20 protein-coding genes are annotated in these 23040 nt (G+C 39.6%); 9 read left to right on the top strand and 11 right to left on the bottom strand.

The genetic code is table 11. The annotated features are described in order from the left end of the window. Positions 1-106: 106 nt before the first annotated feature. Both J2756_RS06540 and truD read left to right on the top strand, forming a co-directional pair. Positions 107-1102, top strand: coding sequence for a hypothetical protein (locus J2756_RS06540; protein ID WP_209583835.1), 996 nt, complete (start codon positions 107-109; stop codon positions 1100-1102). Positions 1103-1958: 856 nt separating this feature from the next. Continuing rightward, positions 1959-3212, top strand: a complete 1254-nt coding sequence (truD, locus tag J2756_RS06545) for a tRNA pseudouridine(13) synthase TruD (protein WP_209583837.1) — start codon at positions 1959-1961, stop codon at positions 3210-3212. A gap of 165 nt (positions 3213-3377) precedes the next feature. On the opposite strand, the gene J2756_RS06550 is transcribed toward truD, so the two are convergent. The 6 genes from J2756_RS06550 to J2756_RS06570 form a co-directional block, all read right to left on the bottom strand. Further along, the gene (locus tag J2756_RS06550; RefSeq protein ID WP_209583838.1) at positions 3378-3605 is read right to left on the bottom strand and encodes a hypothetical protein; all 228 of its coding nucleotides are present in this window, start codon (positions 3603-3605) and stop codon (positions 3378-3380) included. 168 nt (positions 3606-3773) lie between these two features. Continuing rightward, complete coding sequence (locus tag J2756_RS06555; RefSeq protein ID WP_209583841.1) at positions 3774-4391, bottom strand: zinc ribbon domain-containing protein; 618 nt, start codon at positions 4389-4391, stop codon at positions 3774-3776. Positions 4392-4795: 404 nt separating this feature from the next. Next, positions 4796-4921, bottom strand: a complete 126-nt coding sequence (locus tag J2756_RS11645) for a hypothetical protein (RefSeq protein WP_281063382.1) — start codon at positions 4919-4921, stop codon at positions 4796-4798. A 21-nt stretch (positions 4922-4942) separates the two neighbouring features. Next, on the bottom strand, positions 4943-5089 hold the full coding sequence (locus tag J2756_RS06560) for a YHS domain-containing protein (RefSeq protein WP_209583843.1): 147 nt from the start codon (positions 5087-5089) through the stop codon (positions 4943-4945). A 79-nt stretch (positions 5090-5168) separates the two neighbouring features. Beyond that, the gene (locus tag J2756_RS06565; RefSeq protein WP_209583845.1) at positions 5169-7616 is read right to left on the bottom strand and encodes a heavy metal translocating P-type ATPase; all 2448 of its coding nucleotides are present in this window, start codon (positions 7614-7616) and stop codon (positions 5169-5171) included. A gap of 18 nt (positions 7617-7634) precedes the next feature. Next, on the bottom strand, positions 7635-8876 hold the full coding sequence (locus J2756_RS06570) for a metal-dependent hydrolase family protein (protein ID WP_209583847.1): 1242 nt from the start codon (positions 8874-8876) through the stop codon (positions 7635-7637). Positions 8877-9277: 401 nt separating this feature from the next. On the opposite strand from J2756_RS06570, the gene J2756_RS06575 reads away from it, so the two are divergent. From J2756_RS06575 to J2756_RS06590, 4 genes are all read left to right on the top strand, one after another. Further along, positions 9278-9637: a DUF5518 domain-containing protein gene (locus J2756_RS06575; protein ID WP_209583848.1), complete on the top strand. Its 360-nt coding sequence runs from the start codon at positions 9278-9280 to the stop codon at positions 9635-9637. Positions 9638-9818: 181 nt separating this feature from the next. Further along, positions 9819-10172, top strand: a complete 354-nt coding sequence (locus J2756_RS06580) for a zinc ribbon domain-containing protein (RefSeq protein WP_209583850.1) — start codon at positions 9819-9821, stop codon at positions 10170-10172. Positions 10173-10257: 85 nt separating this feature from the next. After that, positions 10258-10680, top strand: a complete 423-nt coding sequence (locus J2756_RS06585) for a DUF5518 domain-containing protein (RefSeq protein WP_209583852.1) — start codon at positions 10258-10260, stop codon at positions 10678-10680. 32 nt (positions 10681-10712) lie between these two features. Beyond that, complete coding sequence (locus tag J2756_RS06590; RefSeq protein WP_209583855.1) at positions 10713-11117, top strand: DUF5518 domain-containing protein; 405 nt, start codon at positions 10713-10715, stop codon at positions 11115-11117. A 134-nt stretch (positions 11118-11251) separates the two neighbouring features. On the opposite strand, the gene J2756_RS06595 is transcribed toward J2756_RS06590, so the two are convergent. From J2756_RS06595 to J2756_RS06615, 5 genes are all read right to left on the bottom strand, one after another. Next, on the bottom strand, positions 11252-11653 hold the full coding sequence (locus tag J2756_RS06595; protein ID WP_209583937.1) for a DUF126 domain-containing protein: 402 nt from the start codon (positions 11651-11653) through the stop codon (positions 11252-11254). A gap of 234 nt (positions 11654-11887) precedes the next feature. Next, entirely contained in the window at positions 11888-12802 is a 915-nt protein-coding gene (locus J2756_RS06600; RefSeq protein WP_342593117.1) for a hypothetical protein, read from the bottom strand. A gap of 212 nt (positions 12803-13014) precedes the next feature. Further along, complete coding sequence (locus J2756_RS06605; protein ID WP_209583859.1) at positions 13015-13917, bottom strand: hypothetical protein; 903 nt, start codon at positions 13915-13917, stop codon at positions 13015-13017. A gap of 415 nt (positions 13918-14332) precedes the next feature. After that, positions 14333-15682, bottom strand: coding sequence for an adenylosuccinate lyase (gene purB / locus J2756_RS06610; RefSeq protein WP_209583861.1), 1350 nt, complete (start codon positions 15680-15682; stop codon positions 14333-14335). A gap of 182 nt (positions 15683-15864) precedes the next feature. Next, positions 15865-16026, bottom strand: a complete 162-nt coding sequence (locus tag J2756_RS06615; RefSeq protein WP_209583863.1) for a preprotein translocase subunit Sec61beta — start codon at positions 16024-16026, stop codon at positions 15865-15867. Between the two features lie 654 nt (positions 16027-16680). Here J2756_RS06615 and polC point away from each other — a divergent pair. From polC to J2756_RS06630, 3 genes are all read left to right on the top strand, one after another. Further along, positions 16681-19995 carry a DNA polymerase II large subunit gene (gene polC, locus J2756_RS06620; RefSeq protein WP_209583866.1) on the top strand — a complete coding sequence of 1105 codons (3315 nt, stop codon included), beginning with the start codon at positions 16681-16683 and terminating at the stop codon, positions 19993-19995. Positions 19996-20088: 93 nt separating this feature from the next. Beyond that, positions 20089-22392: an anaerobic ribonucleoside-triphosphate reductase gene (gene nrdD / locus J2756_RS06625; protein ID WP_209583939.1), complete on the top strand. Its 2304-nt coding sequence runs from the start codon at positions 20089-20091 to the stop codon at positions 22390-22392. 104 nt (positions 22393-22496) lie between these two features. Then, entirely contained in the window at positions 22497-22952 is a 456-nt protein-coding gene (locus J2756_RS06630) for a nucleoside deaminase (protein WP_209583867.1), read from the top strand. Positions 22953-23040: the final 88 nt, after the last annotated feature.

Here is a 23040-nt window from a genome sequence, read left to right on the forward strand (position 1 = left end):
ACATTAGTGAGTTTATCTAGGAAATTTCTATTCTTACATGATGTTGCAAAAGAAATAACAGTCTTGTAATAATGGAACTAATATAATAAATGGGCGGTGCATTCAAATGGTTTCTAGTATAGAAATTAAAATAAGGAATGAATCTAAACGTAAAGGTTTAGATCCTGATGAAGTTCTGCAATTAATGGAGGTACCCTTTGAGTGGACTGGAGATAGTTATTTATTTGATTTTGGGTCCATGTCGGTTGAAAAGTTATCTGATTATATTGATTTCATATTTAGGAAGAGAGGTTACAGTTTAGGTGAAGGAACTCAAATAGATGGTGTTTATGTTAAGACGCGTTTTGGTGATTCGTTGGCTTATAAGCGTCTTCCAATTGAGTATAGGTATAAAGTTGGGATATACTTAAATGGGGAGAAAACGTGTTTAGAAATTTCCAGAGCGGTTCATGGAGGTTTAATGTCTGCAGACAAAAGAGTTTATGGAGAAAATTACCTTAACTCTGAATTAAATAAAATAGTTGATCAACTACAATTTTTAAAACCGTCAATTAAGGGTTATCTTGTTTGTAATAAATGTGGAGCATACTATGAAGTACATAAAGACGAGTCCCCCGAAGATTTCCCGGATGAATGTGAATGTGGTGGGAATTTTGAATATATTGCTATTCCAGATTTTCCGGATGAAAAAATTGTAGAAAGGAAAAAAACAGCCACTCCAACAGAATATCTGCGTACCCCTGCAGCCCTAATACTTGTAAGTTTAGCGTGTATTTTAAGTGTTGTGTACAATCCAAGTCAAATACTTACTTTAGGAATGGTTGGGTTAGCATTCAGCATGATTTTCGTTTTAATTCGTGTTAAAAGTCAAGAATTAGTATTAAATACAATTTCCAGGCGATTATTCTATTTTTTAACAGCAATTCTATTTTTTGCAGAAGGTTGGGGATTAGGTACTATGCCACTTCCAACTGATAATTACAACGCAAATATGATAATGACCTCTTTTTTCATGATTGTAGCTGTAATATTTGGTTTAGGTATGATTTTTAAGGTATTTAGTCCAGATAATCCTCGAAATTTCTTAGATCCGCCATTGTGATTGATTTAAATCGGAGTATTAGGTATTTATCTATCTAATAAAATATGCTGTTATACTTTATTGATGATTTAGCTAATAATTGTGGAAGTGTAATTGGGGAGATGGTAAAGTCCTGGTTGGGGTTTCTATTTTCAAACCTCAACTGGGCTGAGCATTTATTCAGTTATTGGTCTTACTCTACAGAAGTAATGCTGGAAAATCGCTTGATCTAGTTATACTTGCAAACTTAATAATAAGTATTTTAACTTTGATATTCCTTTTTATCATTGGCTCAATTGGAGGAATACTCGGCGCAGGAATAAGAAAAAAGCTCAACAGTTAAAAAAAGTTAAGTAGAATTCATTTTAAGCTGACAATAGTAGAGATTGGAAATATCATTGGGATAATTTAATCACTCTTTTAATGATAATTTCCATATTTATGCTCAATTTTCTATAGTTTTTTTTCTTTGAATAGCCTATACTAGTAACCTCCTATTTACTTGAATAGGGTTGTGATATTTATGGGAGTAGTTGTTATTGCATTAATATAATGTTGGGTATCTTATGTGATCTTGGAGGTTTTTAATAAAAATGATTTGATTATCTTTCTTATATACAGCAAGTTTGTATTTTTTCATGAAGAAATAAATTTTCTTTAGTATTGTACAGGTCAAAGTAAATTTGATAACTTCTACAAGAAATGAACAATCTTGAATAAAAAGATAAAAATAAAATAAAAAATTGATGAATTAATTTATGTAAGAAGTTCAAAGAAAAGTTTAGTTCCATAAAGAAATGAAAAAAATACATTTTTGCCTTGAAATTATATTAATTTCAAAAATAATAAATAAAAATGATAATTAGGGAGAAAACTCATGCTAAACGCTGAAACTTATACCACATCCAATAAAGGGATTAGTGGGAAGATAAGAACAAAATACGAGGATTTTTATGTGGAAGAAATACCTGAAAGCCTTCCAAGCGGCACAGGCCCCAACACATGGATATTCATAGATAAAATCGGTAGAAACACCCTGGACGTTGTTCTGGACATTGCAAGGGAACTGCATATAAATCGTAAGCGAACTGGATTTGCAGGTATGAAGGACAAAGCAGCCCACACAAGGCAGTGGCTCTGTGTGAGTAACGTGGAACCTGAGGAACTTCAAAATCTTGAAGAAAAGCTCAGAGGGGTTAAAATACTTAAAATAGTTCCTAACGAGAAGAAGTTAAGGATAGGACAGCTTGTTGGGAACAAGTTCAGAATTTTGATCAGGGAAACCGAGGATCCAGAGGCAGATGCTCAGACAGCCCTGGATATACTCTCTGAACTCAGTCTTAAGGGTGTTCCCAATTACTACGGCTGGCAGAGATTCGGTAAAAACCGTCCCAACACCCATAAAGTTGGAATGGAACTGGTGCACAACGATATCAAGGGTGCTGTGGACTCCTACATAGGAAACCCCTACCCTGATGAGGCTGATCATATTAAAACTCCAAGGGCTCTTTACGATGAAGGAAAGTTTCAGGAGGCCTATGAAAGCATGCCTGCAGGCATGAGGTACGAGAAGATGATGCTCAGGGAACTCATGAAACAGGGAAAGAAACGGGGAGAATTTGATGAAGAAGCCTATAAAATAGCACTTGAAAGCCTTCCCAAACCCCTTAAAAGAATGTTCGTACATGCCTACCAGTCCTACCTATTCAACAAGGCAGTCAGTGAAAGAGCAAAACTTGGAATAGACAGATACGTTGAAGGAGACATAATAATAGATGATGAGGAACATATAGTCCATGAATTCAACCCAGAAACCATAGATGCTGATATAAAAGAGTTCAAGGCTCATCCAACTTCTCCACTCTACGGTACCAAGGTTCCCCTGGCAGATGGTGAACTGGGTAAAATGGAAGAATCTGTGCTTGCAGAGGAAGGAATTGATCGAAGTGACTTTGAATGCCCAAAAACACCCCGACTTGGAAGTCATGGACTGCGCAGGGCAATGAGGTTTAAGATATGGGACACTTCAGCAACTGCAACTCCAGAAGGTGTTCTCGTGGAGTTTTCCATTCCAAAGGGATGTTATGCAACTGCAGTGCTCAGGGAAATTATGAAAGAAGATGTTTACTGAGTATTAATAAATTTTAATTTTCTTTTTTTTATTGTTAAAGGTTTAATTCATTGTTAAATGGTTTAAAATTAGTTTAAATCTACTATATTTCTTGATTCTAGGTTTTTTAATATATCCTAATTTGAACTGCTAAAATAAGTTAAATAGTGGAAAAAATCTCTTTTATTAGATGCATATCCTTTTAAATTCCACATCCATCTTCCTATCCTTGGAGTACTCAAATATGTGTCTGCAGTTACTGCAGCGGATGATGGTCAGTTTTCCAGATTCTAATGCAGACTCTAAAACATCCTCTGGAATACCCTCGGTTTTCTTTGGAACCTTCACTATGTCAATGTTTTTATCAGCACACCCGCATTCTGGGCATTTTTTGCAGTAATCTTCGGCTTTCATAATCTCACTCCCATGCTAGGTTTAGCAACAATTCGATAGTATGATTGTATACGAACTAATATATAAAGATTCTTGTTCGTAGATCTGCGAACATCTTAATGGGGGATGTAAAGAATTCCAAACTTCCAAAAATGCCATTATGAGCTCAATGAAAACGTGATATCATGGTCACGTTACCTTCCGCCACTGAATGAACTTCTGGAACTGTCTAAAACCAATCACAAACTGAAAGATGCTGAATGCAGTTAATAAACCTCCTACCTGTAAGTTTCCAAGACCTGCAAATAAGATTATGGTACCGTACACCACGAACATTACTCTGTGCACAACTTTGAAGGATACAATACCTGCAACCATCAATAAAACTCCCCAGAACTGATCCAGAAATCCCATGGAAATGATCTGAATCACGCCAATGAAGATAAGACCCTTTCCCCAGGATCTTATATCTCCCTTCATTTTTTCTCTCGCTTCTGCAGATTCCATTTCATGGAGTCCAGCTGAACCCTTTTCATGTACTGGTAGATGTGTGCCGCATCTGAAACAGAATCTGGAACTTCGGGGGTTTTTGGCCCCACAGCGTGTGCATAATGGATCTCCATTGACATATTCCAATTTTTCTGGATTCGATCTCTTTGCAGAAACTTTTTTTTGGTTTCCGTAGTACTTCAAACTACCTCCGCACCTGCAGTTTTCAAATTCTTCAGGAGATTCTCCCTCTTGAAGTTTGTAATAACCTCTGCAGTCATCACACACCAAATACTCTTCACCATCATTTATATGCATTTTACCACCACCAAACCTTGATTCAATAACTTCAGGTTACTGGAGGAATGACTTTTAATTGAAACTCCAGGCAATCCTCCAGAATGCCAACTCCCAGGCAATTACTGTAATGCACTATACTTATTTAAGAGTTTTTTTTATTAAGGTAATAAAAGTTTCCATGTAAAAGGTGAGTGTAGTGTGTATTAGGCACTGTTATTTAAGGAGGTTTAAAAAGAAGGATACAGGGATCTGTGGGCCAATTATATAATTGAACGAGGTTTAATAATTTAAAAATCTTTAAATGGAAGGTTATTAAATTGAGGGAGCATGGAAACTTTAATAAGAAAAAAATAGGGTTTAAAATATTAAAATAAAAATTAGAAAGGTTTTAAGGTTCAAAATAGGTTTTTAAAAATCTGTAATTAAATTTTGAACCTCTTTTTAAGTTCTTTTTTAGCTCTTTTTTCAACTTCTTTTCCGCCCTTATCTTTGGCCTGTTTTTCAAGTTCTTTGGTGGCTTTTTTAGCTACAGAGTCTAATAATCCCATTATAAACCCTCCAAGTTACGTTTATTCTTCTGCATATTTTTCAGGGTTTTCTTCGAAGGTTTTTTTACAGCCAGGAGCACAGAAGTAGTACTTCTTGCCCCTGTACTCGCTCACCCATTTGGCTGTTTTTTCATCCACATCCATCTTGCATATAGGATCCACTGCCATCCAACTCACCTCATCTTTTTTTTGTTACTATGTAACCTTGAATTTTATAATCTAAATTTTTTTATGGATTGAAACTACTTTATGATTTTTTCAGGTTTTTAACAGGAGGAAGGTATCCTTTGAGCATCAGTGAAAGGCTCACAACTGTAACTGAGCTTAAAGCCATTGCAAGACCTGCATACTCTGGCCTGAAGGTTATCCCAAATGCAGGGTAAAGTGCTCCTGCGGCCACAGGTATCAAAACAACGTTGTAGGCAAAGGCCCAGAAGAGATTCTGTTTTATCCGTCCCATGACCTTTCTGGATAACTGTACACCTGCAACAGAATCAAGGAGGTCATCCTTGATGAGCACTATGTCACCACTTTCTATTGCAATGTCTGTTCCACTTCCAATAGCTATACCAACGTCTGCCTGGGCAAGGGCGGGTGCATCGTTTATCCCATCACCTACAAATCCAACAACTTCTCCCTCATCCTGCAGTGACATGACCTGGGCTGCTTTGTCATGAGGCAGGACTTCTGCAATAACAACGTCAATTCCCACCTGTTTGGCAATGGCATTTGCAGTTCTATTGTTGTCCCCGGTTATCATGGCCACTTTAAGGCCCATTTTTTTGAGCTCCCCTATCGCAGCCACTGTGCCCCCCTTGAGTGTATCTGCAATACCAATTATGCCACTTATTTCATAGTTGATCCCAACTAAAACCGCAGTTTTTCCTTCATTTTCAATTTTGAGAATTTTAGCTTCAACTGCATCGTCCAGAGAGATATTCTGATCCCTGAAAAGGGCCCTGTTTCCTACAAAAACTTCCCGAACTTCAGTTTCATCATCAACCACAGCTTTTACACCCTTTCCACCAAAACTATCAAATTCTTTGGTTTTAAGGATATCCTGCCCATATTCACGGGCTTTTTTAACAACTGCATCTGCAAGGGGATGCTCAGAATTGTTTTCAATGCTTGCAGCTAACTGTAAAATGAAATCTTCATCCATTCCAATTCCCAGAATATCTGTAACCTCGGGTTTACCCTTGGTGAGGGTTCCTGTTTTATCGAAGAGTACGGTTGTAAGTTTTTCTGATACTTCAAGGGCTTCACCATTTTTTACGAGGATTCCAAGTTCAGCTCCCCTTCCAATACCAACCGTAACTGCTGTTGGTGTTGCAAGACCCAGGGCACATGGACAGGCCACAACAAGAATTGATATGAGAACTGTGAGTCCAAAGAGCAGTGTGCTTCCAAGGATAACGTACCAGAGTAGGAATGCAGCAACTGCAACTGTTAAGACCGTAGGTATGAAGTAGGTCACTGCACGGTCCGCTATTCTCTGTACAGGTGGTTTTGAACCCTGAGCCATTTCAACAAGCTTTATTATCTGTGAAAGTACAGTGTCCTTCCCTATCTTCAGTGCCCTGAACTTCAAAGCCCCGTTCTTGTTGATGGTTCCACCAACAACACTTGAACCCTCTTTTTTGAATACAGGCACAGGTTCTCCTGTTATTGCAGATTCATCAACGTAACTTTCACCTTCAACAACTTCACCGTCTGCAGGGATCTTTTCACCGGGTTTGACCACGACTATATCATTCACACCCACCTCATCTATGGGTATCTGAACCTCTTTTCCTTCCCTGATGATGGTGGCTGTTTTTGGTTGCATTCCAATGAGTTTCTTTATGGCTGTGGATGTGTTGCCCTTTGCACGGGTTTCAAGCCAGCGACCCAGCATCAAAAAAGCAGCAAGCATCAGAGCAGTTTCGTAGAACATGAATTCCGGTGTGAGTACTATGCTGAAGGTTCCAAGAATGCTTGAAATGAATGCAACCCCTATACCCATGGAGTACATGACATCCATGTCCAGATTCCTGTTACGCAGGGCCCTGTAAGCTGCTTGGAAAATTGGATAGCTCACGTAGATGAATGGAATTATTGAAACCAGGAGCATGAATTCAGGCATTGGAATTGGAAGCATTATGTTTGAATACATCAGTACCATTAAGGGAATGGAAACACCAAAACCAACAATTATACGGTTTCTTTTACCTTTAAGATCCTCTGTCCGTAATTTTTCCCCCAGATCCTCTGTTTCTTCCCCTTCAACTCCAAGGTACTCATAGCCGAGGTCATTTATTGCATCCTTCATATCTGAAACTTGAACCATTCTGGGATTGTAGGTAACGTAGGCCTTCTCAGATGCAAGGTTAACGTTCACACTGCTCACACCTGGGAGTTTGCCCAGGATGTCCTCTATGGCCTTAACGCACATTGCACAGCTCATACCGCCAACTTTGATAGTCACCCTTTCCTTAACAACCCCGTAGCCTGCCCCTTCAACTGCAGCTTCAAGCTGGCTGAGCCCTAGTTTTTCAGGGTCGTACTCAACTGTGGCCTCCTCTGTACCAAGGTTAACATGGGCCTCCCCAACACCCTCCATTTTTTCAAGGGATTTTTCAACGTTCAGGGCGCAGGAAGCACAACTCATTCCTGATATCTTAATATTGGCCTTTTTTTTAGCTTTTTTATCCATCTTCAGCATCTTCCTGAACTACTTCTGATCTAAGTTATCTTTAACAATTTCACCATTTTTAATAACCGTAACAATGTTTTCAGGATCTCCAAGTGCTTCGATATCAAGGAGGGGATCGATCCTGCTTATTACAATGTCTGCAAATTTGCCCTCCTCAACTGTACCCAGTTTATGGTCCCAGCCAAGGCATTCTGCTCCTCTTTTTGTCCCTGCAACTATTGCCTCCATTGGATCCATACCAATCTCACACAGAAGTGCCAGTTCCTTGAGGTTGGTTCCGTGTTCCACAACACCACAATCAGTTCCCATGGCAAGTGGGACACCTGCAGTGTAGGCCTTTTTAACATTTTCCTTCTGGATATCGAAGACCTTGAGGGCAGCTTCTGTTTCCCACTCCCTTGTTTTACCCTGTAGCGCTAGTTCTTTAAGGTTTTTGTTCACCATGAGGGTTGGAACCAGGAAGGTTCCCCCTTCAAGCATCATGTGGATTGATTCATCGTTGAGGTAAGTGCCGTGCTCAATGGAATGTATTCCCGCTTCAACAGCATTTTTAATCCCTTGAACTCCATGGGCATGGGCCATTACCTTAATATTATCTTTAAACTGGGCTTCTTCAACAACAACCTTCAATTCATCGGGTGTGAACTGTGCAGATTCAGGGCCGTCATTTACACTCATAACTCCACCTGTCACCATTACCTTAACAACTTCTGCACCTGCCCGAAGCACCTCACGGACCTTCTTCCTCACCTCTTCAGTACCATCACATATACTGTCAGGATAGCCAGGATATGAAACTTTAACGTCGTAACCTGATTTGAGCCAGAAATCGAAATGACCTCCGGTTATTGATAGTGGTGTGATGCATAGCTGAATCCTTGGACCCTTTATAATGCCTTTTTCAATGGCCATTTTGACTCCTGCATCTGCAAGTCCTGCATCACGCACAGATGTTACTCCAGCGTTGAGTGTGAGCCTTAAATTTTCAACCGCCCTGTAGAAGTAGAATGATAATGGATCGTAAATCGTGTCCTCCCTGTTGAAGCCGTTTGCCATCACATGGAGGTGGGTATCGATGAAACCTGGCATTATAAAACCTCCATATGCATCCACAACTCCGGTCCCCTTAGGAATTTTAACAGAGTTTTCAGGCCCCACTACCTGGATCATGTTGTCTTTTATCAATATGGCAGCATTTTCAATGGGATCTGCACCTGTTCCATCTATAAGGGTCCCGTTTTTTATGAGAGTCCAGGTCATTTTCATCATCTCTGTCTGATTATCATTAACTATTTGATGGTCCTTGTTTTGTAATGCTCAGGTAATCATTATATCCAAGAAATTATTTTGAATCTAATGTTATTATAGGCCTTTTAGTTTTTATCTATTACTAAAATTAGTAAAAAAAGTTTTAATTAAAGAAAAATAGGGCAGTAAATCATGATTTGGGCTGTTGAACTCCAAATATTTTTTTATTTTCCAATTCTAAATTATGTTGTTGTAACTAATTTTGTTTAAACATTAAAATGGCAAAAAAATTAAATAAATTGTAATGTTAAATAATATAAGTAAGCAGTGCATATTCCCAATTAACTCAAGTTAAGGTATGACTTTCACGGATGTATTTCATTCAAAAATTGTTAAAAATCTGAGGTGATCCTATGATAGACTGGGGTGCTGTAATTGTTGGATTTGTACTTTCAATAATTTTAGGGGCGATTTTTGGAGTTATAATACCCTTCTGGGGAGGTTTTATTGGACTGCTTCTGGCAGGTATGGTTGTGGGTTACATGGTTGGAGGGGATGCCGGCAATGGAATGGTCAACGGAGCAGTTTCAGGCGCATTTGGAGGAATAGTGCTATCATTTCTGCTTTTAATATTCGGTACATTAATTGCAGGTTTACTGGGATTTGCAGTGGCCACAATAACCTCATTTGTAATATTCATTGGACTTATAGGGGTAATAATCGTGATGGCAGTTGGTGGAGCTATTGGATCGGTTGTAAAGGGTGAAGATTGAATATATTCAGCACATCCCTATTTTTTAAAGGTTTTCCTTTTCCCTTTTCATTGATTTTTTTTGCATTGAACCATTTAATGGTATAAACCTCTTTATTTTCAAAATAAAAATGAGAAACACATATTAATCAGTGTTATAAATAGAAATTTGAATAATACACTTTTTCCATTGGAGGTAAAGTATGGAGAATGACACAGAAACGAAGTTTTGTTTTAATTGTGGTGAAGAAATAAGCAAACTGGCTGAAATATGTCCTAACTGTGGTGTTAGGCTTATGGAGCCAGAGAAGAACGTGATAGTCCCCCAGAAAAATGCAGCTTTGGCAGCTGTTCTGTCCTTCCTGGTTGTGGGTTTAGGTCAAATATACAATGGACAGGTCGGTAAGGGCATTCTTCTCTTGGTTGGGGCCATAATTTCAGGAATTTTAATGTTCATCGTTATTGGGGTTGTTACTTGGTTGATAATATGGATATATGCTATTTACGATGCTTATAATACTGCAAATAAGATTAACAGCGGTGACATGGTTGTTTAAGGTTAATCTTTAATTTCATTCTTCTTTTACAGAAATTCATAAATATCATGTTGTTTTTAAATATTCTAAAAGGAAGGTAAAAAACATGGTAAATCAAAAATCAATTATCATAGGATTCTTAGTTGCAGTAATATTATATTTCGTAATTGGATTCATTCTACCAGCTTACTCACTATACGCAGCAGTATTTTTAGCCGCACTACTTACAGGATACATGGCTACCACAGATTATATGAAGGGAGCTATTCATGGAAGTCTTGTAGGAATATTCACTGCAGTTTTCCTGATAATTATTTTAATGCTGAGGTCTGGAGCTGCAGAAAAGATAGCAGGTCTTTTAATAATCCTTGCAGTGGGTTACATAGGCATGTCAATTTTAATCGGAGCTCTTGGAGGATTTTTCGGCGCTTTAATTAAGCTTTACATGGGCGAATCATCTAAACCTGTAACTGAATCAAAGGACATCCCGAAGAAACCTGAAGTTAAGGAAGATGAAGACAAGGAATAACACACGAACAGATCCATGTAAAAGGTGATAAAATGACAGATTGGAAAGCTGTTGGATTGGGTGGACTTTTAAACGTTGTTTTGACAATAGTTTTGACAATTGCAATCTTCCCTCTCTTCTTTTTGGGGCCGATATTGGGAGGTTTCTTAACGGCCTACATGTCCCGTGGAGATGAAAAGGATGGAGCAGTTGACGGTGCACTTTCAGGAATTGTCGGTGGACTTATAATAGGCATACTATTTATTGCAGGTTTTGGAGTTTTAACTGCAGTCTTTGGGCTGATATTTTCAGAGTTGGGTCTTGCAGGAACCATAACCATGATCGTTGGAGTATTCTTCACCATCCTTGCAATTATTGTGGGTGCAGTTCTTGGAGCAATTGGAGGAGTTTTAGGATACATGGTTGCTCAAAATGAGGATCAAGTTATAAAAAACTAATCACTTTAATTTTTTTAAATTTAAACCTGCTTTTTTTTAAATTTTTTAATGATCCTTTCTTGAATGAGCTTCTTGGAAAAGGAGTAGAGAATGATTGTGTGGGGATATGTTCTAAGCAGGAATGCCCTGCTGAATCAACCATTCAGTATAGTTATGGTTCCTGAGTCTGCATCAACCTCAACCAATTCTCCATCCATTAATATATCAAGAACTGGTTCATCTGGTCTGTCAACCATGGGTATTCCTGCCATTATGGCTCCGGTGGCGATTATTGGTTCTGCTTCAAGTGCTATTATGGCCAGAGGTGCCGTGCCGTTTTTGGCCATCTGATATATCACGTAGGATCCAACTGTTGAACCCTTACCTGAAGGTATCACAAGTATCTTCCCGCTTATTTTTTTTCCATGAAGCTCATGCTTTGGATCCATCACATCACCAGTTTTAGGGTCAACACCACCAAGAAAACTTATAGGATCCTTTGTTATAATCACTTCGCCCTTTGCATGGCCTTTTGAGATTTTTCTGCTTTTAACTATTTTTGATTCCATGTTTAAACTTTCATCTGAATCCATAAAAAATTTTTGCAGTGTGGTATCAGTCATGATGAATGAAATATTTAAACTCAACACCAGAAAAACTGTTTTAAAAACATTAAAACTAAAAATCGCTTTAAAAAAATTTTAAAAAAAATATTTGGGCCTTAAATACCTTAAAAAAGTATTTAAACAGCTATAAGGTTTTATTTAAGCCCGTGTTTTTGGTATGGCAATTCATTCCAGTTCAAGTTTAACTGTACCGATCTTTGGTGCAAGATAGTTGTACAACACTGCCATGATTGCGTATACAATGAAAGTTATGACCAAGTTGAACACAACATTTATTAAAAGGCTTATAACCCCTGCTGCGGCTGATGAACCCGTTGCAATACTGCCAACTGTACTTAAGAGTTGGAATATAAAGTTAACAATGGCCATAACGATTGAAACTACCAATGCTAATTTTATTGGCGGAATTGAGTTTATACCATACAGTTTTCCCTTCAAAGCTTCAAACTCAAACTCTATACCTCCAATTTTAGGTGCAAGCAAGTTGTAGAATATCGCTGTCAGTGCAGTCATTATGAAACTGGCTACGAACATCATGATTGGAACTCCAATTACCAGGATCAGAAGTCCCACAATTCCCAAAGCACCAATTGAGCCAAGTCCAGGTATCACTGTTCCTTGATAAGTAGCTGCAATTGCTGCGCCCTGTAAACCTATCAGGAGTATTGGTCCAATTATCAGCATGGCTATGAAAACTATGGCTGTGCTGATCGCGGAAAGCATAAGTGCGAATGGAACAACAGGAACAGATACGATCTCCTTTAGATCTACAAGTTCCAGTTTGATTCCTCCAATCCTTGGAACGAACACGTTGTAAATGAGTGCTGTTAAGAATGACTGCGTAACAGTGAATACAAAGCTTCCAACAGGCAAGAGGATGATAACTGCCACACCAAGGCTTGCTATCACTCCTGATGTGATACCGAGGCTGCTTGGTAAAAATACTCCAACAACCCCGAAGATTATCACGATAAATATTGCATATATAAATGCCACCACAGCGGATATTGATGAATTCATCAAGGTGTATGGCACTATACGAATGGATTTAATCTCTTTAATATCTGACAAATCATTCACCTCCGAATTATATCTAAATAATCTCTAGAATACGTTATAATTAAATTTTACTATTTTATGCCCTTAAATCAGATAACTTTGGAAGTGGGGATGGTACTGTAAATATTGTTTTAAGAAGGGGATGGATATCAGAGTTAACAGTTAATTTCAGGGATGAATTCTCAAGGATCATATCAAATAATCTAAAAATAAAATAGGAAGGGTTTTAAACCCTATTTCAATTCAAGTTTAACTCTACCAATGTTTGGTGCCAGGAAGTTGTAGAGCAAGGTTACAACTGCAACCATTATGAAGTAAATAACGAAGTAAATCACAGTTGTAACCACGAGTGAAATCACCCCTTCAGCTGCATATCCTAACATGATCATTTTTACAAGGTTTAAAAGGCCTATAATGAATCCAAATATTGTAAAAATTATTGCTATGGCAACTGATGCTGGTACAACGGGTATGGATTTTATTTCGCTCATTGAAGTGATCTGGTTGAGTTCCAGTTTGATTCCTCCAACCTTTGGTATTAAGAGGTTGTAGAACAGTGCAAACAATGCATGAGCTATGAAACCCATTACAAATGCGATTATTGGTAATCCAACAATTAAGAAGAGGGCTCCAAAGGCTCCAAATGCACCTAAACTTGCAGTTACTCCTGAGGTCACGGTTTCATTGGCCACAAGAGGTATCATGGTACCCATAATTCCAGTTAAGGGAACCAGCACAGCAGCCAATAGAATTCCGATTATGAATGCCCATACAGCTTCAATAAATGCCATTATAAGGGAAAAAGGTACAACTGGTATGGATTTTACTTCATATCCTTCAAATCCCAGCTTTATACCGCCCACTCTCGGCGCGAGAATGTTGTAGAATAGAGCTGTAAGAAATGAAATTACTACTCCAAATAAGAAAGTGCCAATGGGGTAGATCACGATCATGGCAAGTCCAAGGGCCGTAACAACTCCAAATAATGTTCCTGATTGTGGTATAAATGCGCTGATACTTCCAAAGGTAATCACGAATATTATTGCAAATATAAGGGCCAGTATTGCTTGTATCGATGATGTCATCAATGTGAATGGAACGATATCCACGGATATTATCTCCTTTACATCCACCATATTTTTTTACCTCCCATGTTTTATTAAATTCATAATTCTTTATATTTTCAGTATCATATTAAATTTTCCTTTTAATCAGGGATTATATAAAGTAAAGGATAGTTTTTGGCATTCAATATGAAAAAATAAGATTTTTAAGAGTTGAAAATAATGAAATGAAAAAGGGTTCAAATCCATATTCAAAACCAAAATCCCATAGGGTGGATATTCCGGGTTTAGGAACATAAAAAGAGTGAACAATCACAGGTTAACAATTAATGACTTAAACTAGAAAGAAGGAATTAAAAACAATTGATTTAGAAAACTATGTAACTGGAATTATAATGGATAAAAAAAATTCACCAAGGAAGAGCAGATGCTCTGTTTAAGGTAAAACTATTTTTAATAAATTAAAAATTTAAAGGACTTATTGGTCCTAAAACCAGCCCTTTGATTCTTTTAAAACATTTTCAACTATCTGAACCGATGATCCAAGGTAGGTGTGGGGATCCATCATGGTGGAAATCTCCTCTTCACTCAGGTACTTCCTCACCTCATTGTTAGACGAAACAATTTCCTCTAAACCTGCATCCTTTGCGTATGCTTCAAGGGAACAGCTTCTAACAAGGGCATAAGCAGTTTGTTTTCCAGCACCTTTCCTTGTGAGTTCTGCCATGAACCTTTCAGCCATTACAAGTCCGTTTGTTATGTTAAGGTTCCGTTCTATGTTTTCAGGGTGGAAAACAAGGTTGTTGAAAAGTTTCAGTGAAAGTTTCAGTATGTAATCAGTTAACATGCAGGACTCTGGGAAGATTATTCTCTCACAGGAAGAATTTGTTAAGTCCCTTTCATGCCATAGTGGATTGTTCTGAAGTGCAGGTGCAACATAAGCCCTTATAACCCTTGAAATACCACAGATTCTCTCTGCAGTGATTGGGTTCATCTTGTGGGGCATGGTGCTTGATCCAACCTGTTTTTCAGGGTCAAAACTTTCACCAACTTCCTTGATCTCAGTTCTCTGAAGATTCCTTATCTCCAGGGCCATCTTCTCAAGGGTGCTTGCAGTGTTGGCAAGGCACATAATGAACTCTGCATGAACATCCCTCTGAACAACCTGGTTTGAAATTAAAACAGGCTTCAGGTTGAGTATCTCAGAAACTTTTTGGTTGATGATGAACCCATCTGTTCCAAGGGCTGCAGTTGTTCCAACAGCTCCTGTGAGCATACCCACGCAGATCCTGCCCCTGCACTCGTCCAGCCTTTCAACCTGTCTGTGGAGTTCATCTGCCCATATTGCAAATTTCATTCCGTAGGTTGTTGGAAGGGCGTGCTGACCATGGGTTCTTCCTATGCATACATTGGACTTGTTATCCTCTGCAAGTTTCAGAAGTGTCTGGGTCAATTCAATTATCCTTGACCTCAGTATGTCTATGGAGTCCCTGAAGAGCATGGACTGGGATGTGTCGATTATATCGTTGGATGTTGCGCCGAAGTGAACGTACTCTCCAGCATCTCCTTCACACACCTCTGCAAGTGCCTTAACAATGGAGGCAATGTCATGGTTGGTCTGCCTTTCAATTTCAGACACTCTTTCTGATTTAACATATTCTGTGCTTGCTTTACGATTTATTTCGTCTGCAGCTTCTTTTGGAATGAGATCAAGCTGTGATTCAGCTTTAGCAAGTGCAGCTTCAACTTCAAGCATTTTTTGGAGTTTGTTGTCTGCTTCCCAGACTTTTCTCATCTCTTCTGTTCCGTACCTGTATTCAATGGGATGGATAGCCATTTGTAATTCCTCTTTCAAAAATTTTATAAAAAAATTGTAGTGGTCTGGCCAGCAGGCTGATCTAAAAAAAGCTCAATCTGACCCTAATTAAATTAATACATAGCTTTTTGGGCTTTTAAAATATTTAGATTGATCTAAATTCGAATAAATCTAGATTCAAATAAAAAAATGTGGATTCCAGTTTAGGAGTAGGAGTACCTGAGTGCAATGCACAGTGCAGCCAGAACAAGGGTCATGATAACAACCTGTTCTGGTGTGAGTTTAGGTCCCCTTGTTTCCTCATCGAAGTACCTTACAAGACCGGCTCCGCTTGGTGGGAGAACTTTTTTATCTTTTTTAGCCATATACAATCACCGTAAAATTTTATCCATATTTCGTTTTTACAAACCTTTCATTCAATTTTTTCTGTTTTAAAATATTGGGTTCAAGCTTTATATATGCTTTTGATTATCAGCTTGGAAATAGGATAATATGGTAAAATATTCCCATGACCAGACACTGTTTAAAAAAAGGAATTAAAACCTATTTAATTGTTTTAAATTCCATTAAATAGAATATTAACTTTTCAAATAAGATAATTATTATTAATTTCTTTTAATAAATGATTTTAAATATTAATAACTTATATTTTAATTATTAAATTGTTTTATATATCCTAAATATAATTATAAGTATTTTCAGGGTTTAAAAATCTTTTTAGATTAATTTGCTTGTGGAATAAACAGACTTATAAATGATCTTGAACATAAAATAAAAGGTGCTTATCTGGTGCCAGACATGCATTTGTTACGTATTTTTTTATAAAATGACATGAATTAAAGGCAGCATATTTCAGGGGCGACTCAGGCACCAGGATAACCAGACACAGAGTATATACACAAGAGTCAGTTCTTCTGCTGCATTAAATTCAAGCCGTAAATGTGCTTGATGAACTCTAATGAAATTGAAAAACTACCAAATTGAATAATAATACTTAAAAAAATTATCAAGGGACTGTTATGGGATACTTTGAGAATTTGGAAGAAGAAACAAAGAAGCTTTACGATATAGCGAGAAAGGCAAGGCTTAAGGGTCATGATATTGAACTTGAACCTGAAATACCCCTTGCAAAGGACCTTGCAGAGAGGGTTGAGGGACTCGTTGGTCCGGTGGGTGTTGCAGCCAGAATAAAGGAACTTGAGAATGATATGTCCCGTGAAGAAGTTGCCTTCCAGATAGCCCGTGAGATCGTTACAACACCGGATGAAGAGGGTGAAGAAGACAGCCTTGAAGTTAAGGAACAAAAATCAGATCAGGCAACAAGAACCGCCCTTGCAATCCTCACTGAAGGTGTTGTTGCAGCACCACTGGAGGGCATATCACAGATCAGGATAAAAAAGAACTTTGATGATGGAAATTACCTTGCAGTGTACTTTGCAGGACCAATAAGAAGTGCAGGAGGAACTGCAGCTGCACTTGCAGTTTTAATAGGGGACTACATCCGAATTTCCCTGGGACTGGACGTTTTCAAACCCACTGAAACTGAGGTTGAACGGTACGTTGAAGAGGTTGAGCTCTACGAATCAGAGGTCACAAACCTCCAGTACTCACCAAAACCAGAAGAAACCCGTCTTGCAATAAACAACATTCCAGTTGAGGTCACAGGCGAACCAACAGACAAGATTGAAGTCTCAAACAGGGATCTGGAGCGTGTTGAAACCAACAACATACGAGGAGGAGCACTTCTGGCAATGGCAGAGGGGGTTATACAGAAGGCTCCTAAGGTCATGAAGTACGCCAGCAAACTCAATATTGATGGATGGAACTGGCTTGAAAAGTTTTCGAAGGCACCGGATTCCAAGGATGATGATGATTCAGGTAAGGTTGACGACAAGTACATGAGGGATATTATCGGTGGAAGGCCCGTACTCTCCTACCCCAAAGCAAAGGGAGGTTTCAGGTTAAGGTACGGCAGGTCCAGAAATACAGGACTTGCAGCCATGGGAGTACACCCATCCACAATGGAGATAGTTGAATTCCTGGCAGTCGGAACCCAGATGAAAATCGAAAGACCAGGTAAAGGAAACTGTGTGGTACCGTGCGACACCATAGAAGGTCCAATAGTCAAACTAAAAAACGGAAGTGTTGTAAGGGTTGAATCAGAGGCACAGGCCAAGAAAATCAAACATCAAGTTGAAGAGATCCTGTTTCTTGGGGACATGCTCGTTGCATTTGGTGAATTCCTTCGTAACAACCATGTACTGCTTCCTGCAGGATGGTGTGAAGAATGGTGGATTCAAACCATAGAAAAATCCCCTGCATACTCTGAAGAGGAAGCATTGAAGGATGGCATCGATCTTAAAACCCTTGAAACAGAAAATATAACTGCAGAAATGGCATTTGAACTCTCAAAAAGGTACAAAGTACCTTTACATCCAAGATACACCTACTTCTACCACGATGCAACCAAGGAAGACATAGATGAACTCATTGAATGGATGAATTCAGACTTGGTTGAAGCAGATTCAGATCTTGCTGATGGTCAGTTTGAGGGTCTGGTACTTGATATGAATCCTGGAAAAAGGATACTGGAAATTTTAGGTGTTCCCCATCTTGTTGAAGAGGGAAAGGTCATTGTGGACTGTGAAGATGCCTACGCACTCCTCCACACTCTCAGAGAACCACTTAATGTTTCTGAGGATACAACAACTCTTGAAGCTGTGAACAAGGTTTCAGAGGTTGAAATAATGGCCAAAGCCCCAACTTACATTGGGGGGAGGGTTGGAAGGCCGGAAAAATCCAAGGAAAGAATGATGAAACCTGCACCCCACTCTCTATTCCCAATCGGAACCAACGGTGGCAGCAGACGTAACATAATCGATGCAGCTAAGAAGGGAAGCATAACAGTTGATATTGCCCGGTGCAAATGTACTGAGTGCGGTGTTGGGTCCATGCAGGCCATATGTCCTGTTTGCGGTGCTAGAACAGAGCCCACAGGTTCAGGTAAGAAGAAAATAAACCTTTCAAACATCCTTAAAAAGGCATTTGAAAATGTTGGGATCAGGAAGATGGATGAGGTGAAGGGTGTGCAGGGAATGATATCCGAAGAAAAATTCCCAGAACCCCTTGAAAAGGGAATATTAAGGGCTAAAAATGGGGTTTATACCTTTAAAGATGCTACGATAAGACATGATTCAACTGACCTGCCCCTGACCCATTTCATTCCAAGAGAAATCGGTGTGAGCCATGAAAAACTCCTTGAAATGGGATACACACATGATGCCTATGGAGTAGAACTTAAAAATGATGAACAGATAGTGGAACTCAAGATCCAGGACGTTGTAATCTCAGATAACTGTGCAGAGTACCTCATAAGGGTTTCCCACTTTATAGATGACCTTCTTGAGGACTTCTATGGGCTTGAAAGATTTTACAACGTTGAGAAGAAGGAGGATCTCATCTCCCACCTCATTGTGGGCCTGGCACCTCACACCTCCGCAGGTGTTCTGGGACGGGTGGTTGGATTCACCAGGGCACTGTGCTGTTACGCCCATCCCTACTTCCACTCTGCCAAGAGGAGAAACTGTGACAGTGATGAGGATTCAGTGATGCTCCTCATGGACGCACTCCTCAACTTCTCAAAGGTGTACCTTCCAAGTACACGTGGAGGTAAAATGGATGCTCCTCTGGTTTTATCATCAAGAATAGACCCTGAAGAGATAGATGATGAGTCACACAACATAGATGTAATGCCCAGACTTCCAATAGAACTCTACGAGAAAACTTTGGAATTTGAAAAACCTTCTGATGTACTTGACCTTGTTGATAACGTGAAAAAGAGGATAGGAACCGATGATCAGTACCATGGACTCATGTTCTCCCACAACACTTCCAGCATACACAGTGGACCAAAACAGTGCCTTTACAAAAAGCTTCCAACCATGAAAGAGAAGGTTGAAGGTCAGATAACTCTTGCAGAGAGGATAAGGGCTGTTGATCAGAAGGGTGTTGTTGAGGGGGTTCTGACCTCCCACTTCTTACCAGATATGGCAGGAAATTTAAGGGCATTCTCAAGGCAAAAAGTCCGCTGCACCAAGTGCGGTAGAAAGTACCGGCGTATGCCCCTTTCAGGAGAGTGTACCTGCGGCAGTAATCTTATACTCAACATATCAAAGGGTTCTGTAATGAAATACCTTGAAATATCCAATGAATTATCAAAAAGGTATCCTATAGATCCCTATCTTGTTCAAAGAATAGGTTTGATCGAGTTCAGTATAAACTCACTCTTTGAAAGTGATAAATCTAAACAGAGTTCACTTGATGTGTTCTTATAACAAAAATTTTCAATAAAAAAAGCTAATTAAAAAACTTTAAGAACTTTAAGGTCTTAATTAATATAAGGTGTTTAAATGAGGGATGACTTAGAAATGAAGGATTCACGTGTTATTGCAGCACTTCCTACCAAGGCGCAAACATGTGTAATAAAAAACAACGGAATATTCGAAAGGTTCAGCCACGAGAAAATAGTTAGATCATGTCTCATGGTGGGTGCTCCCCTTTGGGCTTCTGAAAAAATTGCCTCATACGTTGCAAAAACAGCATACGATGGCATATCCACTGCAGAGATAAAGATACTGGTCTTCGACAATTTGAAGAGGGTAAATGAGGAGGTTGCAGATAAATATCTTGCAACGAACACTCTGCGTGTCAGGACATCCAGGGATACAATAGAACCCTTCGATCAAAAGAAGATAGAGAAAACTCTGATTGTGGAGACGGAGGCTTCAGGTGAACTGGCCAGAAAAATAGCCACACAAGTATGGAAAGAGCTTAAAAAACTGGATGTAGAATATTTAACCGCACCGATGATAAGGGAAATAGTGAACACAAAGCTCGTGGAAAACGGCCTTGAATCGCTACGTAAAAAATACACAAGACTTGGTATACCTGTTTACAACATCACAAACCTCATAAAGAACGGTTCCAGGGACAACGCAAACATGATACACAACCCTGAAACAGTTCACAAGTACGTTGCAGACGAAGCCCTCAAACAGTACGCACTTCTAAGTCTTCCAAACGAACTTGCAGATGCACACATGAGCGGGGACATACACATACACGACCTGGAGTTCTTCGCAGGAAGACCATTAAACTGTCTTCAGCACGATATTAGAACCTTCATAAGGTACGGATTAAGGGTTGACGGTACAGGAGACCACACCTCAGTTGCAGGACCTCCAAAACATATAGGAACCCTCATGAACCATACAGGGGAAATAATGCTGGCTGCACAGCAGAACATGAGTGGAGGTCAGTCAATGAGCCTGTGGAATGTCTTCGTGGCACCATTCGCCGCAGGACTTTCATACGATGAGATTAAACAGGCAGTTCAGATGCTCATCTACAACCTCAACATGGCCTACGCTGCAAGGGGCAGTCAGGTACCATTCACATCCATGAACCTGGAATTCACAGTTCCTGATTTCCTTAAAAATGAAACAGCCTACGGACCAGGGGGTAAGGTTGTAGGGGTTTACGGTGATTTTGAGAATGAAACAAGGGCACTTGGAAGGGCATTTACAGAGGAACTTCTAAAGGGAGATTCAGATGGAAAACCACATCTCTTCCCAAACACCATCTACGCCCTCAGGGACAAGGTTCTTAAGGGAGAATTTGAGGAAGACCTGCACCTCGTGCACGAACTCTCAGCCAAGTACGGAACAGCCTACTTCGCGAACATGCTCCCTGACTACAGGGGAGACATGGCCAACTACATGGGATGCAGAACCCAGCTGAACGATAACTGGACAGGAGACTGGGACAAGGACTGCCTGAGAACAGGAAACCTTGCATACGTCACACTGAACCTTCCAAGGATAGCCTACAACTCAGGGGATGATGATGACGTCTTTGAATACCTAGATTCTTATATGGGCCTTGCAGAACAGGTTTTAATGCTCAGGAGAAGACAGTCACTCCACTGCCTTGATGACTACAACCTTCTACCATTCTTGACCCAGGATGTGGATGGTGAAAGGTACTACAGGGTGGAGAATTCAACCATGTCCTTTGGATTTGTAGGACTCAACGAAATGCTCCTTGAACACTGCGGTAATGGAATAGAGGATGAAGATGCCAGAAACTTCGGATTGGACGTTATAAAATACATCAACAAACGTGCAGATGAACTTAAAAACGAAACAGGACTCAGATGGAGTGTTCTCCAGACACCTGCAGAGTCCACTGCCTACAGATTCGCAATGCTCGACAAGGAAAAATTCGGGGATAAAGCAATCACACAGGGAGATACGGGTGCATACTACTACACCAACTCATCCCACGTACCTGTGAATGCAGATGTCTTGCTTCCTGAGAAAATAAGGATTGAAGAGAAATTCCACCCACTAACGCTGGGAGGACACATATTCCACGCATTCATGGGAGAATCCTACGCAGACCCAGACTCACTCATGAGCCTCACCAACAAAATGGCTAAAAACTCCGACATAGGATTCTGGGCCTACAGCTCAGCAATGAGCTTCTGCATGAAATGCAAAAGCCTAATGAAAGGCCTTCAGGACCAGTGCGGAACCTGTGGGGAACAGAAAGAAGTTGAATGGTACGACAGAATAACCGGCTACGTTCAGCAGGTTGGAAGGTCCAAATCAGCTTCAGGCGGATGGAACCCTGGAAAGATGCAGGAATTAAGGGATAGGAAACGTTTCTGATTCCCTTTTTTATTAATTATTTTTTTATTTTTCATTAATTTTAATTTATTAAATACTAGTTTCGTTTTTTTTAGCAATGATTAAAACAAAAGAAGGATCTAAAAATGCCAAACCACCAAACCTTCCTGCAGGAAGCCCTGAAAGAAGCCAAAAAAAGCCTGAAAGAGGGTGGAATCCCCATAGGTGCAGTTCTCGTTGAAGATGGAAAGATCATCTCCAGGGGCCACAACCAGCTCATTCAGCACGGTTCCACAGTTCTCCACGGTGAAATGGACTGCATCGAGAATGCAGGCAGACTCAAAGGTGCAGATTACCGTAGATGCACACTCTACACAACCCTTTCGCCCTGTGAGATGTGTTCTGGCATGATAATCCTCTACAAAATCCCAATGGTTGTGATTGGAGAGAACGAAACTCTCAAAGGTCCCGAATCCCTTCTGAGGGAGAATGGTGTTGAGGTTTTGAACCTGAACCTTCCAGAGTGCAGGAAGCTCATGGAGGATTACATAGAAAACAATTCCAAGCTCTGGGATGAAGAGATGGAGAGGGTGGGGTACTGAAAGCCCAGTTTATTTTATAATTACCTCTAAAAATTGTTTTTTTTAAATTTCGTTTTTATTATGCTAAAATGTTCCATGTCCCACTTTA

The organism is Methanobacterium aggregans, from assembly GCF_017874455.1.
GTDB classification, from domain to species: Archaea; Methanobacteriota; Methanobacteria; order Methanobacteriales; family Methanobacteriaceae; genus Methanobacterium_C; species Methanobacterium_C aggregans.